The organism is Phyllobacterium sp. CCNWLW183 (genome assembly GCF_037203775.1).
GTDB classification, from domain to species: Bacteria; Pseudomonadota; Alphaproteobacteria; order Rhizobiales; family Rhizobiaceae; genus Phyllobacterium; species Phyllobacterium ifriqiyense.
Genome location: NZ_JBBCBN010000001.1, coordinates 1163942 through 1177742 on the forward strand (window position 1 = coordinate 1163942; position 13801 = coordinate 1177742).

The following is a 13801-nucleotide window of genomic DNA, read 5'->3' on the forward strand; positions in this document are numbered from 1 at the left end:
TCACCGTGAGGAATGTGGTTTGACGGCAGAAACTAAAGAAACTCAGAGGTTGCCACTTTCTTTGCAACCCACGAAGCTTCCTCGTGGTGAGCTTCCTGAGCGCTTGTCGAAAGTCGAACCACGCACTGCGCCCGAGCAAAGAATTATACGGCTGGCAGGTTTTGCTATGGCGCTCGGACTTTCTGGGATACTCGTTTTCACCGAAACCACTGCTGCCCGAACCCTGCTCGATATGCTGATGGGACGTCGTGAAATTTATCGCGAAGATACCGACCGCCTGATCGATGATGGCCGGAGGGTCCGCCCTCGGCCTAAAAATCGCGCAACCAAACCCGCGCGCCCGAAAGCAGTTCCGGCAGGACCGCAATCGGGACCCGCGCCATCGGTAGCGGTTGAACCAACCATTCCTGACAAATTGCCTGATGCCAAGACAGTTCTTGTCGTTGGCGACTTCATGGCCAGCGGTCTGGCAGAGGGTCTTGAGGCAGCTTTTATCGATAGCCCCGGCGTGCGCGTCATTGATAAGGCCGATGGCTCATCCGGGTTCGTGCGCGACGACCATCGCAATTGGCCTATGACCATAGGTGGATTGATTGAAACGGAAAAACCTTCAGTCGTCGTGGTGATGGCGGGAGCCAATGACCGGCAGCAATTTACCGGTGTTCAGTCTGAGGCCAAGGGAAAACCATTCCTGAGTGAAGAATGGTCGAAGGAGTATCAGGCTCGGCTCGGTGCATTTCTAGATGCTGTCGAGAAAACCGGCAAACCGGTCGTCTGGGTCGGGCAACCGGCTTTCAAAACCAAGAGCATGACCAATGACGTACTGGCCTTTAATGAACTCTATCGCAATGCCGCTGAAAAAGCCGAAGGCACGTTCGTCGATGTGTGGGATGGCTTTGTTGATCAAAGTGGCTCATTTACGCTTACCGGCTTCGATATGTCGGGGCAAACGGCGCGCCTGCGTAACAATGACGGAATCGGCCTGACCCCTGCCGGCAAGCGTAAACTCGCTTTCTATGTCGAAAAGCCATTGCGCCAAATGCTGGGTACAGCCACCGCGCCCGATATTGCCGCCATCAAACCGGGTGCTCCCGTGCAGGCATTGCCGGAAACCCCATCCGGTCCTGTCAGAGTTGACAGGCTTGCGCCAATCAGCCTGAATGATCCCGAGCTGGACGGCGGCACCGATCTACTTGGCGCCTCCACGCGCTCCGTCCCCGCTGCCGAAAAATCGGACCGCGATCTGCTCATCAAACAGGGTGTGACACCAGCAAGCCAGCCCGGACGCACAAATGATTTTTCTTGGCCAAAACCGGCCAAATAGGACCGACACTGATACTCCCGCGCCACGTGCATGAGATTGTCATCGGGATTTCCGCAAAAATAATCCGACAAGTTGCGAACTCAAATCAGAATTTCCGGAACTGATACAAAAACAACGAAAACTCTCTGGGAATTGCCGAAGAATCGTCGATTTTTGCCGAAGAATTGTAACTACCGCGTGCAATTTGGTTGCGCGCGGTAGAAATACCTATCGAGGGAGCACCGAACTTCCCATTAAAGCCTCATCTATTGAAGCTGCCGCCTGACGACCTTCCCGGATCGCCCAGACCACCAGAGACTGTCCCCGCCTGACATCGCCAGCGGTGAAAAGCTTGTCGACACTGGTACGATAATCGACATCATCCGCTACAACCGAGCGGTTGCCACGACGGTCGGCTTTCATTTCCAGCGAACCGGAAAGCTCTTTGACAATCCCGTCTTCGAACGGGCCGGAAAAGCCGATGGCGATGAAGGCAAGATCGGCCTTGATGAAGAATTCCGTTCCGGCAATAGGCTTGCGTGCCTCATCCACTTCACAGCATTTCACATGGGTCAGCTCGCCATTTTCTCCAATGAATTCAAGCGTTGCCACCTGAAATTCACGGGCAGCACCCTCGGCTTGCGATGAAGAAGTACGCATTTTCGTTGCCCAGTAAGGCCATACGCTCAGCTTGTCTTCTTTTTCTGGAGGCTGCGGGCGGATGTCGAGCTGGGTCACTTTTACCGCGCCTTGACGGAATGCCGTGCCCACGCAGTCAGACGCCGTATCACCACCGCCAACAACCACAACGTGCTTTCCGGACGCGACAATCGAGTCGCTTTTCCAGGCAACGGATTCAATGTTTTCACGGCCTACACGACGATTTTGCTGAACCAGATAGTGCATCGCATCGTGGACACCTTCAAATTCAGCGCCGGGAATGCCTGCAGGGCGCGGCGTTTCGGCGCCGCCGCAATATAAAACGGCATCGTAGCTATCGATAAGCTCCTGAATTGGCTTATCAATTCCCACATTGACGCCACAGAAGAAAGTGACGCCCTCACCTTCCATCTGACTCACCCGCCGGTCGATGAAATGCTTTTCCATTTTGAAATCCGGAATGCCATATCGCAGCAATCCACCTGGCTTGCTCTCGCGTTCGTAAACATGAACTTCATGTCCTGCGCGGCCAAGTTGTTGCGCCGCCGCCATCCCTGCCGGACCCGAACCGATGATCGCAACATTCTTGCCGGTCTTGGAAGCGGCTGGTTGAGGAATGATAAAACCGGTTTCATAGGCCTTGTCAGCGATGGCCTGCTCGACCGTCTTGATCGATACCGGCACATCTTCAAGGTTCAGCGTACAGGCTTCTTCGCAAGGCGCAGGGCAGATTCTGCCTGTAAATTCAGGGAAATTATTGGTGGAATGCAGGTTTCGGATCGCCTCATCCCAATTGTCATTGTAGACGAGGTCATTCCAGTCAGGGATCTGATTGTGAACCGGGCAACCCGTAGGGCCATGACAAAACGGAATGCCGCAATCCATGCAGCGTGCCGCCTGCTTTTTGACCTCGCCATCGGTCATGGGAATGGTGAATTCCCTGAAATGGCGAATACGATCTGACGCTGGTTGATACTTGCCAACCTGCCGGTCTATTTCAAGAAAACCTGTAACCTTACCCATAAAACTGCTCCCCTCGCCTCTCGGAGGACCACCCATATCGATTTAAATCAACGGGCAGCACTGGACCTTTGCCGAGCATCGCAACAGCGACGCTCGAAGCTAAGGCATTGAAACTATTCGGCTGCGACACCCATCCGCATACGCTCCATATCCTCGAGCGCGCGTCGGTATTCCACCGGCATAACTTTCACGAATTTCGGCCTGAAACTCTCCCAATTATCGAGAATTTCTTTCGCGCGGCCAGAACCCGTATAGTGCATATGGTTCGAAATCAGTTGAACCAGACGTTCTTCATCATGCCTTGTCATATTGGCCGAAACATCAACACGCCCCTTATGTGCCAGATCACCGCCATGATGATGAAGCTTCTCAAGGATGTCATCTTCTTCTGGAACAGGCTCCAGCTCAACCATGGCCATGTTGCAACGCTGGGCAAAATCTCCAGCTTCATCAAGTACATAGGCGACACCGCCCGACATGCCGGCTGCGAAGTTTCGGCCCGTTTGACCAATGACGACAACGACACCGCCGGTCATATACTCACAACCATGATCGCCGGTGCCTTCGACAACGGCAATTGCTCCGGAATTACGAACAGCAAACCGTTCGCCCGCGACCCCACGGAAATAAGCCTCGCCTTCAATTGCTCCGTACAGCACGGTATTGCCAACGATGATTGAATCTTCCGGCACGATTTTCGTATTTTCAGGCGGGCGAATGACAATGCGGCCACCGCAAAGTCCCTTGCCTACATAATCATTGCCGTCGCCAATCAACTCGAAGGAGATGCCTCTGGCCAAAAATGCAGCAAAAGATTGCCCGGCCGTACCTGTGAATCTCACCGAGATTGTATCTTCTTTTAGTCCCTTGTGCCGATAACGCTTGGCAACTTCACCAGAAAGCATTGCACCTACAGAGCGATCCACATTCTTGATGCCCATTTCGATCTTGACCGGTTGCTTGCTTTCGAGGGCGGGCAGCGCCTGCTCAATAAGCTTGCGGTCGAGAATATCGAAGATTGGATGGTTTTGTCGTTCTGTCCAACGTGTCTTTTCCTCAGGCGCTTCCGGCTTGTGGAATATGCGAGAGAAATCGAGCCCTTTGGCTTTCCAATGATCAATCGCCTCGCGCTTTTCGAGAAGTTCGGCCTTGCCGACGATCTCTTCGAACCGCGTGTAACCCATCTCAGCCAGGAACTGACGAACTTCTTCCGCCATATAGAAGAAGAAGTTGATCACATGCTCAGGCGTGCCCTTGAAGCGCTTGCGCAAGACCGGATCCTGCGTTGCAACGCCAACGGGACAGGTGTTCAAGTGGCACTTGCGCATCATGATGCACCCTGCCGCTATCAATGGAGCGGTAGAGAAGCCAAACTCGTCCGCTCCCAAAAGTGCGCCGACAATGACGTCACGACCGGTTCGCAGGCCACCATCGACCTGCAAGGCTATGCGCGAGCGAAGCCCGTTAAGCACCAGCGTTTGCTGGGTTTCAGCAAGGCCCATTTCCCATGGGCTACCGGCATGCTTGAGCGACGTCAGCGGCGATGCACCTGTGCCGCCATCATAACCGGAAATGGTAATATGATCAGCGCGCGCCTTGGCCACACCGGCAGCAACTGTGCCCACCCCAACTTCCGAAACAAGCTTAACCGACACATCCGCTTCGGGATTGACGTTCTTCAAATCGTAGATCAGCTGGGCCAGATCTTCGATGGAATAGATGTCATGATGCGGCGGCGGCGAAATCAGGCCAACACCCGGCGTCGAGTGACGGGTCTTGGCAACTGTCGCATCGACCTTATGTCCGGGAAGCTGACCACCCTCACCGGGCTTTGCGCCCTGAGCAACCTTGATCTGCATCATGTCAGAATTGACGAGATATTCGGTTGTGACACCAAAGCGCCCGGATGCCACCTGCTTGATCGCGGAACGTTCCGGATTTGGCTTGCCATCGGGCAGTGGGTAGAAGCGATCGGGCTCCTCGCCGCCTTCACCGGTATTCGACTTACCACCAATACGGTTCATCGCTACAGCCAATGTTGTATGGGCTTCGCGGCTGATCGAGCCGAACGACATGGCACCCGTGGAAAACCGCTTTACGATTTCCTTGGCAGGCTCGACATCATCAATCGAAACTGGCTTGCGGCCGGTATCGGCAGCCATTTTGATATTGAACAGGCCACGAATGGTCTTGGCCCTCGCCGATTGGCTGTTCACCATATCGGAATATTCTTTAAACGTGCTGGCCGAGTCCGTACGCACGGCATGCTGCAGCTTTGCTACCGCGTCCGGCGACCACAAATGTGCTTCACCGCGCATGCGATAGGCATACTCGCCGCCAACATCGAGTGTAGTGGACAAAACAGGATCATTGCCAAAGGCGTCACGATGGCGGCGCACTGTTTCTTCCGCTATTTCCTCAAGTCCTACGCCTTCGATCATCGTCGCCGTACCAAAGAAGAAGCGATCAACAAATTCCGACTTCAACCCGACAGCGTCAAAAATCTGAGCACCGCAATAGGACTGATAGGTCGAAATGCCCATCTTCGACATGACCTTGAGGATGCCCTTGCCGATGGACTTGATGTAGCGCGATACAACTTCCCTCGAATCCACTTCCGGCGGAAATTCACCCCGCTTGTGCATATCGAGCAATGTATCAAAAGCCAGATACGGATTAATTGCTTCCGCACCATAACCCGCAAGGCAGCAGAAGTGATGCACTTCACGCGGCTCGCCCGACTCAACCACGAGACCAACCGACGTACGCAGCCCTTTGCGGATCAGATGATGGTGAACGGCCGCGGTTGCGAGAAGCGCCGGGATTGGAATCCGGTCCGGACCAACTTGGCGATCGGAAAGAATGATGATGTTGTAGCCGCCGTGAACCGCCGCTTCAGCGCGATCACAAAGCCGCTCCACGGCACCGGCCATTCCAGCAGCGCCTTCTTCAACATTATAGGCCGTATCGAGCGTCTTGGTGTCAAAACGATCTTCCGTATGGCCGATGGAGCGAATTTTCTCCAGATCTCCATTGGTCAGGATGGGCTGGCGTACTTCCAGCCGCTTGCGGCGCGATGTTCCAACCAGATCGAAAAGATTTGGGCGTGGACCGATGAATGAAACAAGACTCATCACCAGCTCTTCGCGGATCGGATCAATCGGCGGATTGGTGACCTGCGCGAAGTTCTGCTTGAAATAGGTATAAAGCATCTTCGACTTGTCAGACATTGCCGAGATTGGCGTATCCGTACCCATCGAACCAATGGCTTCCTGACCTGTCGTCGCCATGGGCGACATCAGGATTCTTGTGTCTTCCTGCGTGTAGCCGAATGCCTGCTGGCGATCGAGAAGGCTGACATCCTTGCGCAAGGCGCGCGGCTCAACCGGGCTCAATTCTTCCAGGATCAACTGGGTGTTCTTGAGCCACTGCTTGTATGGATGGCGATTGGCTATTTCGGATTTGATCGTGTCATCAGAAACAATCTCACCCTTTTCCATATCGATCAGCAGCATGCGACCGGGCTGCAACCGCCACTTCTTGACGATCTTTTCTTCCGGCACAGGAAGCACACCCGCCTCCGAGGCCATGACCACGAAATCATCATCAGTCACGAGATAGCGCGCTGGACGCAGACCATTGCGGTCCAAGGTCGCGCCAATTTGACGGCCATCCGTGAACGCGACAGCAGCTGGTCCATCCCACGGCTCCATCAGCGCAGCATGATATTCGTAAAATGCTTTTCGATCATCCGCGATCAGCTTGTTACCGGACCATGCCTCGGGGATCAGCATCATCATTGCATGGGCAAGCGAATACCCGCCCTGAAACAGGAACTCCAAAGCATTATCAAAGCACGCCGTATCCGACTGGCCTTCATAAGAAATTGGCCAGAGCTTTGAAATGTCGTTGCCAAAAAACTCGGAATCAACCGAAGCCTGTCTCGCAGCCATCCAGTTGACGTTGCCACGCAACGTGTTGATTTCGCCGTTATGCGCAACCATACGGTAGGGATGCGCCAGCTTCCAGGAAGGGAACGTGTTTGTCGAAAACCGCTGATGCACAAGCGCGACAGCGCTGACAAAGCGTGGGTCCTTCAGATCCTTATAATAGGCACCCACCTGATAGGCGAGAAACATGCCCTTATAGACAATCGTACGGGCAGACATTGAGACAACGTAAAAGTCGCTCTCCTTGCCACCGTTCTCTTGATAGATACGGTTTGAAATCACCTTGCGCAGGACAAACAGGCGACCTTCGAAGTCTTCATTGGATTCAATATTCGGGTTACGTCCAATGAAGACCTGACGATGAAACGGCTCGGTGGCAGCAATATGCGGAGCCTTTGACAAAGACGAATTATCAACGGGCACGTCACGGAAACCGATGAGTGTCTGGCCTTCCGAAGCAATAACTTCCGCTACGACCTGCTCGATATGTGCACGCTCTTCCGGGTCCTGCGGCATAAAGAAATAGCCAACGGCATATTGATTGACCGGAGGAAGCTCGACACCCTTTTCTGCCCATTCCGCGCGAAAAAACGCGTCAGGAATCTGGACAAGCATGCCAGCACCGTCGCCCATCAATGGATCGGCACCCACAGCGCCGCGATGGGTCAGGTTTTCGAGCATGAAAAGCCCGTCTTCGATAATCTTGCGGGACTTTACGCCCTTCATGTGGGCAACAAAACCCACACCGCATGCGTCATGTTCATTACGGGGATCGTACATGCCTTGGGCTTTGGGGAAACCCGACAATTTATTGGTTTTGACCGCACGATTCTGTACGGCCTGAGCGAGTTCAGTCGTTACAGATGGCGTCAAATCCGACATCGTCAATTCCTCCATTGAAGCCTCACAGGGCGGTCTTAGTCATATGGGACGGAATAGCATAATTCCTGCCCCGCTTCATGCGGCATATCTTCCGATTGTAGATTGCGGGCACCTTAAGAAGGACGAAAGCACTTGACAGCCGTCCTCAATTATCAGTCTCCGCAAATAGGACAGCAATGCTGTCGTATCAGCGTATGCCAGAATTATTCCAAACAAACAAGATGGAAAAGCAAAAAATAACATCATTCCACGAAAGAAGATTGCGTCAAATTGTCAATTTGCTCGCATTAGTTACGAGAGCAGGTGTTTCCGCTAAAAATAGAATGCTGAATAGTTACTTCCTCCATTATTAACAGTTACGGCTGCTTTCCACTATGCTTCTAAAGGCGTAAGCCTCTGCTCATCCATCCTGAAGAGAGGTTTGCTTCATGCACTTTGCGTCCGATAACTGGGCTGGCGCCCACCCCAAAATTGCCGCGAATTTAAACCGGCATTCCGATGGCTTTGCCTCGGCTTACGGCACCAGCACGCTCGACCGCGCAATAGATGAAACATTCAACACAATCTTTGAACGGGAAGTCGCCGTTTTCTTCGTCGGAACTGGCACTGCCGCCAACTCGCTTGCCCAAGCTGCCATCGGCAGGCCAGGCGGCGTAACCTTCGCTCATCGTGAGGCCCATCTGATTGAGGACGAGGGCGGAGCACCAGGCTTTCTCTCAGCTGGAGGCCGTTTTCAGCCGGTAGACGGTCCGACCGGGCGTATTGATACTAATAATCTTAAAATAGCTATTCGGGGATTCGCCCCCGGCAATGTGCACGCCGGACAGCCAATGGGTGTCTCAATTACCCAATCCACAGAAATCGGCACCATCTATGAGCTCGGCGAAATTTCAGCGATTTCAGCACTGTGCAAGGATAATAGCCTGCCACTCCATATGGATGGCGCTCGCTTTGCCAATGCGCTCATTACCCTTGGCTGCAGCCCTGCGGATATGACGTGGAAACAGGGTGTCGACATTTTGTCGTTCGGAGGAACCAAGAACGGCTGCTGGTGTGCAGAAGCATTGATATTCATGAACCCCGATCAGGCAAAGGACGTGCCCTTTATCCGAAAGAGATCCGCGCAGCTCTTTTCAAAGTCGCGTTTCGTTGCAGCGCAATTCGAAGCCTATTTTGCTGGCGGATTATGGCTGGAGCTCGCGACCCACGCCAATACGATGGCGCGCTTTCTTGCAGAACAAATTGCTGGTTCGAAAAAGATGAGACTTGCTTGGCAACCCCAGGCAAACGAAGTCTTTGCGATTGCCTCCAAGAGTGTTGTGGCGAGCCTACAGGCAAGCGGAGCCATTTTTTATGAGTGGAAGCCGCCTCACAACGAAGAAAATCTGCTTGCAAATGACGAAACAATGATCCGCCTCGTAACTAGCTTTGCTACGACGCAAGAAGAAGTCCGCCAATTTGGCGATCTGATCGCATAAAAAGCGGCGCATCGCTGCGCCGCTCTCCACTCATGGCAGTAGCCGCTTAGTTAGTGGCTTTTGCTTCTATCTGCTTGGCTTCGTTATCGGACAAAGCCGTAACCGCAATCTTGCGCGGCTTCATCTCTTCCGGAATTTCGCGCTTGAGATCAATGTGCAGCAAGCCGTTTTTCAGGCTGGCCCCATTTACCTCGACGAAATCGGCAAGATGGAAACGGCGCTCAAATGCGCGAGACGCAATACCGCGATATAATGTCTCGGAATCTTCCGACTTTTCAGCAGTTTTTTCGCCCGTCACCTTGAGCTGGTTGCGGTGGGCTTCAATCTGGATTTCATCCTCAGAGAACCCGGCAACGGCCATTGTGATGCGGTAGGTGTTCTCGCCTGTCCGCTCAATATTATAGGGCGGATAAGTTTGGGCACCTTCCGGCTGAGCCAAACTGTCGAGAATCGTGAAAAGCCGGTCGAAACCGACGGTTGAACGGTAGAGTGGTGAAAAATCAACGTGACGCATGGGTAAGCCCTCCTTTAGAGCGACAATGTTTGCGTTTTTTGATTCACGTCAGAATCCCCGATGTGGCAAATTCTGTTGAACCAGCAACCCCGATATGGCGGCTGCAAACCATATTTGGTAAGCGCAATTCCTGGTTTCAAGTCTATTTGTATGAAACTGCGACGTTCAATGAACGCAAAATGAACATCATCTTCGGAATACGTTCAGCTCGATGATTTTATAACTACACCCAAGGTCGGATACGGTCCGGCATATAAAGGATAGGACAATGAAAAGACCCCTTATCGCTCTTACTGCAGCCGCCGTTTTGATCACAGGCTTCGCCTCCTCGGCATTTGCTCAGGAACGTTATTATCGCGATAACTCACCTGCCATCTATCTGGAGCAGGACGAGTCGGATGGCTATCTCATTCAGGATCGTGGCCGTTACGATCGCGACCGTTCTGACTGGCGCGATGACCGCCGTGAACGCTTTGGGCCACGCGATGTTGCCCGCATGCTGGAGCGTCGCGGTTACCGGGTTCGCGATATCGATTTCGAACGTGGCCGTTATTTTGTAAGAGCTTCTCGCCGCGGCAATCCGGTGATTGTCGTCGTGTCCCGCAGAGGCGAAATTCTTGAAACCCGCCGCGTGGGACGTGACCGTGATCGCCGCTCCGGCTTCAGCATCGAGATCAATCCGGCCTACTGATAAAAAAGCCGAAATCATTGCAGATGTAACGTCCCTTCCATCTGCAATGTACTGACCGGAAGCTCTTAGGCAGAGTTTCCGGTCGATCTTTATTTTTAGCTTTGCCGTTTCAGGCATTGTTTGACGTTCTGTCGGAGCGGCTTTATCACGGAGGCAACTTGCTCTTTGAGGCACCCGACCGCACATGATCCGATCACTCGTCGAAATTGCGTCCAACCCTATTCCCGCGGGTACCCGTGTCGATAGCTTTGATCTGCCGGATCGCAAGCAACTGCGTTATGCAATCATCCCCGCCAGCACATCCCAGATCCGCGGAACTGTCATTATTTTGCACGGTCGTAGCGAATGTATCGAAAAATATTTCGAAACCGCCAGGGATATTGCGGCGCGCGGTTTTACAGTGGCCACATTTGACTGGCGTGGCCAAGGCGCCTCAAGCCGTCTTTTACGCGATGCGGCGCGAGGCCATATAAAAAGCTTTGAACATTATGTTGCCGACTTCGAAAGGTTTTTTGAAACCGTGCTTCTGCCCGATTGCAAGGGCCCGTTCTATGTTCTGGCTCACTCCACCGGTGCCCTCATAGCACTGCTTGCAGCGCCCTCCATGTCCAACCGAATCCATCGCATGGTCCTGACATCACCCCTGCTTGATATTCCCATGACGCGCTTGCAAAGAATGACGGCAAGGATCGTCGCAAACTCGCTGCGCTCCATTGGGCTTGGCAGAACCTACATGCTCAGCGGCCCATACAAGGCCAGGCCTTTTGAAAACAACCCGGTCACATCAGATCCCAGCCGCTACAAGCGCCAATGCGATGTACTCGAACAAGAGCCGGAACTCGCTCTTGGTGGCCCGACAGCAAGCTGGATTGTTGCTGCCGCAAAAGCGATTAACAGGGTCAATCGCCCTGAATTTATCGAGAAAATACGCATTCCATTACTGATTATCGCAGCTGGCGCGGACACCATTGTCTCAACCCCGGCGATAGAGCGTTATGCTGTGCAGCTGCGCAACACCACTCTTCTCACAATTGATGGTGCAAAGCATGAGATTCTGCAGGAGGCTGATTTCTATCGCGAACAGTTTTTTGCAGCATTCGATGCCTTCATTCCAGGAACAGGCAACGAACCAACGCAATTATCGGACGAGACAGAGCTTACTGATTGAGCAAGGCCAGCGCTTTGGCGTGCAGTTCCGGTGTAGCCGCCGCAACAATGTCGCCTGCTTTTTCCGCCGCGCCACCATCCCAGGTTGTGATAACACCACCGGCCTTTTCGATGATAGGAATCAACGCCACGATATCATATGGGTGAAGTCCGGTTTCGATCACCAAGTCGACAAATCCTGATGCCAACATTGCGTAAGCGTAGCAATCTGTACCGTAACGCGCGAGGCGCGCCGTTGACTCGATCCTGTCATAGGCTTCCCGCTGCGCACCCTTGAAGAGCGCTGGCGTAGTCGTAAACAATGTTGCCTCGGCCAGTTCGGTGGTCTTGCGCGTTTGCAAACGCCGAACCCCGTCAGGTCCTTCGTACCAAGAGGCATCGCCATCGCACATGAAAAGCTCGCGCGTGAATGGCTGAGACATTACCCCCGCCACCGCATCGCCATTGATTGTCAGTCCAGCCAGCGTTCCCCATACCGGCAGGCCGGAGATAAAGGCCCGCGTCCCATCAATAGGATCAATGACCCAAATGTTTGGCTGCGCTAAATTCTCTCCACCAAATTCCTCGCCTAAAATTCCATGTTCGGGGAAAGTTGCATTTATCAAGCTACGTATGGCTCGCTCGGCTTCCCTGTCAGCTTCGGTAACCGGATCAAACCCTGTCTGATATTTATTATCGACCAGCGCTACTGTGCGAAAACGCGGCAGTGTCTGCTGGGCTGCAACCTCGGCGATTTGCTTTAAAAAGGTAAGATCGATGACCAAAATAGCTCCTGATGACTTTATTATTCTCTTTTGTGATCAAACCGCGCAATTTATGCGCGTTTTTTAGGCATGATATAAGAATGCTAAAAAATCACTCAAATACCTTGACATTTGTGCGACGCAGCATAAACTAGAAAATGGACGGGGCGACCTGTCTATGCCCTCCTTGGGCGTTTCCTCCCTAGACTTAGGCCGCGCTCACGCGCGGTCTTTTTTATTGAGATATGGTGTGGATCCCTATTCTGCCGCCAAGGGCGTATCGAGAAAATAAAAATCCGGCAGGGAAACCAGGTCCGCAAGGAACAGTCCGATATCCCGTTGGAGCTGCTCAAATCCGGGTTTTTTTTCGTAAGTATTCTCATTCAGATAAAGGCCGCGATTAACCTCGATCTGCAATGCGTGCATATGCTTCAGGGGACGGCCATAATGTTCAGTGATGTAGCCGCCGGCATAAGGCTTGTTGTGTGCAACCACATAACCCATTTCGCGCAACAATTGTATGGCGGCGCTGGCTAATTCGGGCGCGCAACTCGTGCCAAATCGGTCGCCTATGATGAAATCCGGGCGCATTCCGCTTTCTGGAAAGCGGATACTGGCAGGCATTGAATGGCAATCGACCAGTATGCCATAGCCAAAACGGGCACATGTCGTCGCAAGCACATTTCCGAGCATTAAATGATAGGGCTTGTAGATACTATCGATGCGTCCGAGCGCTTCCGAAATATGAAATTTTTGCGCGTAGATTTCCTGCCCTTCCCCAACAAGCCGCGGAATCGTGCCGAGGCCGCCTGCCACCCTGGCAGAATGTCCATTCGCAAACGAAGGCAGTGGCTCCAAAAACATTTTAGGGTCGAGTTCATAGGGTTCGCGATTGACGTCAAGATAAGCACGCGGGAAATGCGCCAGCATTAACGGTGCCCCCAGCATTACGGCTGATGCGAAGAGCTGATCCACAAAGCAATCTTCCGAGCGGCGGATGGTATGCGCATCAAGCTGTGATTGCAGGATGAATGTCGGTGGATAGAAACGGCCGCTATGGGGTGAGTTAAAAACAAATGGAATGCGCTGATCGGATGGCTGCCGCAATTCAAATGGAGAGCTATCGGGGAAATCGCGGTTGACGGTCATCATTCACTTCAAATGTTATTGCTGAACCTGCGGGCAATGCCTGAATACTCTAGATCAAGTTTGCCTGTAATGGAATTGATCGTGCAAGCAACATTCGCTGATCTTTCTTAAGATGATCTATCCGCGCCGGACCACCTCGACATTTCGCGCGTTCAGCCTTATTTCTAGCAAATCATTCACGTGATCTTTACCAAAAAAGCGCTTTGTAGATTTTACAGAACGCTGGTCTGGGGATGATCGG

9 protein-coding genes are annotated in these 13801 nt (G+C 52.9%); 4 read left to right on the forward strand and 5 right to left on the reverse strand.

Features of this window, described 5'->3' with window-relative positions; translation table 11 throughout:
• The first annotated feature begins 19 nt into the window (after positions 1-19).
• Positions 20-1324: an SGNH/GDSL hydrolase family protein gene (locus V9K95_RS05535; protein WP_337345095.1), complete on the forward strand. Its 1305-nt coding sequence runs from the start codon at positions 20-22 to the stop codon at positions 1322-1324.
• A 207-nt stretch (positions 1325-1531) separates the two neighbouring features.
• On the opposite strand, the gene V9K95_RS05540 is transcribed toward V9K95_RS05535, so the two are convergent.
• Together V9K95_RS05540 and gltB are read right to left on the reverse strand one after the other, a co-directional pair.
• A complete protein-coding gene (locus V9K95_RS05540; RefSeq protein WP_115052251.1) occupies positions 1532-2986 on the reverse strand; it encodes a glutamate synthase subunit beta in 1455 nt (484 codons plus the stop codon).
• Positions 2987-3099: 113 nt separating this feature from the next.
• Positions 3100-7818, reverse strand: coding sequence for a glutamate synthase large subunit (gene gltB, locus V9K95_RS05545; protein ID WP_336439627.1), 4719 nt, complete (start codon positions 7816-7818; stop codon positions 3100-3102).
• Positions 7819-8246: 428 nt separating this feature from the next.
• On the opposite strand from gltB, the gene V9K95_RS05550 reads away from it, so the two are divergent.
• Positions 8247-9296, forward strand: coding sequence for a threonine aldolase family protein (locus tag V9K95_RS05550; protein WP_336439626.1), 1050 nt, complete (start codon positions 8247-8249; stop codon positions 9294-9296).
• A gap of 46 nt (positions 9297-9342) precedes the next feature.
• Here V9K95_RS05550 and V9K95_RS05555 read toward each other — a convergent pair whose 3' ends face one another.
• Positions 9343-9810 (reverse strand): Hsp20 family protein, encoded by a 468-nt coding sequence (locus V9K95_RS05555; RefSeq protein WP_115052249.1) that lies wholly within the window; start codon positions 9808-9810, stop codon positions 9343-9345.
• A gap of 268 nt (positions 9811-10078) precedes the next feature.
• Here V9K95_RS05555 and V9K95_RS05560 point away from each other — a divergent pair, with 268 nt between their 5' ends.
• Positions 10079-10501, forward strand: coding sequence for a hypothetical protein (locus V9K95_RS05560; RefSeq protein WP_115052248.1), 423 nt, complete (start codon positions 10079-10081; stop codon positions 10499-10501).
• A gap of 184 nt (positions 10502-10685) precedes the next feature.
• The gene (locus V9K95_RS05565) at positions 10686-11669 is read left to right on the forward strand and encodes an alpha/beta hydrolase (RefSeq protein WP_336439625.1); all 984 of its coding nucleotides are present in this window, start codon (positions 10686-10688) and stop codon (positions 11667-11669) included.
• Here V9K95_RS05565 and hisN read toward each other — a convergent pair.
• Together hisN and V9K95_RS05575 are read right to left on the reverse strand one after the other, a co-directional pair.
• Positions 11659-12432: a histidinol-phosphatase gene (gene hisN / locus V9K95_RS05570; RefSeq protein WP_115052246.1), complete on the reverse strand. Its 774-nt coding sequence runs from the start codon at positions 12430-12432 to the stop codon at positions 11659-11661. The two genes, V9K95_RS05565 and hisN, sit on opposite strands and share 11 nt — an antisense overlap.
• A 237-nt stretch (positions 12433-12669) precedes the next feature.
• Positions 12670-13560 (reverse strand): N-formylglutamate amidohydrolase, encoded by an 891-nt coding sequence (locus V9K95_RS05575; protein WP_336439624.1) that lies wholly within the window; start codon positions 13558-13560, stop codon positions 12670-12672.
• Between the last annotated feature and the right edge of the window lie 241 nt (positions 13561-13801).

What these genes read in the sequence shown, in the direction of transcription:
- V9K95_RS05540 (WP_115052251.1), bottom strand. Translation starts at nt 2,986, where the DNA reads ATGGGTAAGGTTACAGGTTTTCTTGAAATAGACCGGCAGGTTGGCAAG.
- gltB (WP_336439627.1), bottom strand. Translation starts at nt 7,818, where the DNA reads ATGTCGGATTTGACGCCATCTGTAACGACTGAACTCGCTCAGGCCGTA.
- V9K95_RS05550 (WP_336439626.1), top strand. Translation starts at nt 8,247, where the DNA reads ATGCACTTTGCGTCCGATAACTGGGCTGGCGCCCACCCCAAAATTGCC.
- V9K95_RS05555 (WP_115052249.1), bottom strand. Translation starts at nt 9,810, where the DNA reads ATGCGTCACGTTGATTTTTCACCACTCTACCGTTCAACCGTCGGTTTC.
- V9K95_RS05560 (WP_115052248.1), top strand. Translation starts at nt 10,079, where the DNA reads ATGAAAAGACCCCTTATCGCTCTTACTGCAGCCGCCGTTTTGATCACA.
- V9K95_RS05565 (WP_336439625.1), top strand. Translation starts at nt 10,686, where the DNA reads ATGATCCGATCACTCGTCGAAATTGCGTCCAACCCTATTCCCGCGGGT.
- V9K95_RS05575 (WP_336439624.1), bottom strand. Translation starts at nt 13,560, where the DNA reads ATGACCGTCAACCGCGATTTCCCCGATAGCTCTCCATTTGAATTGCGG.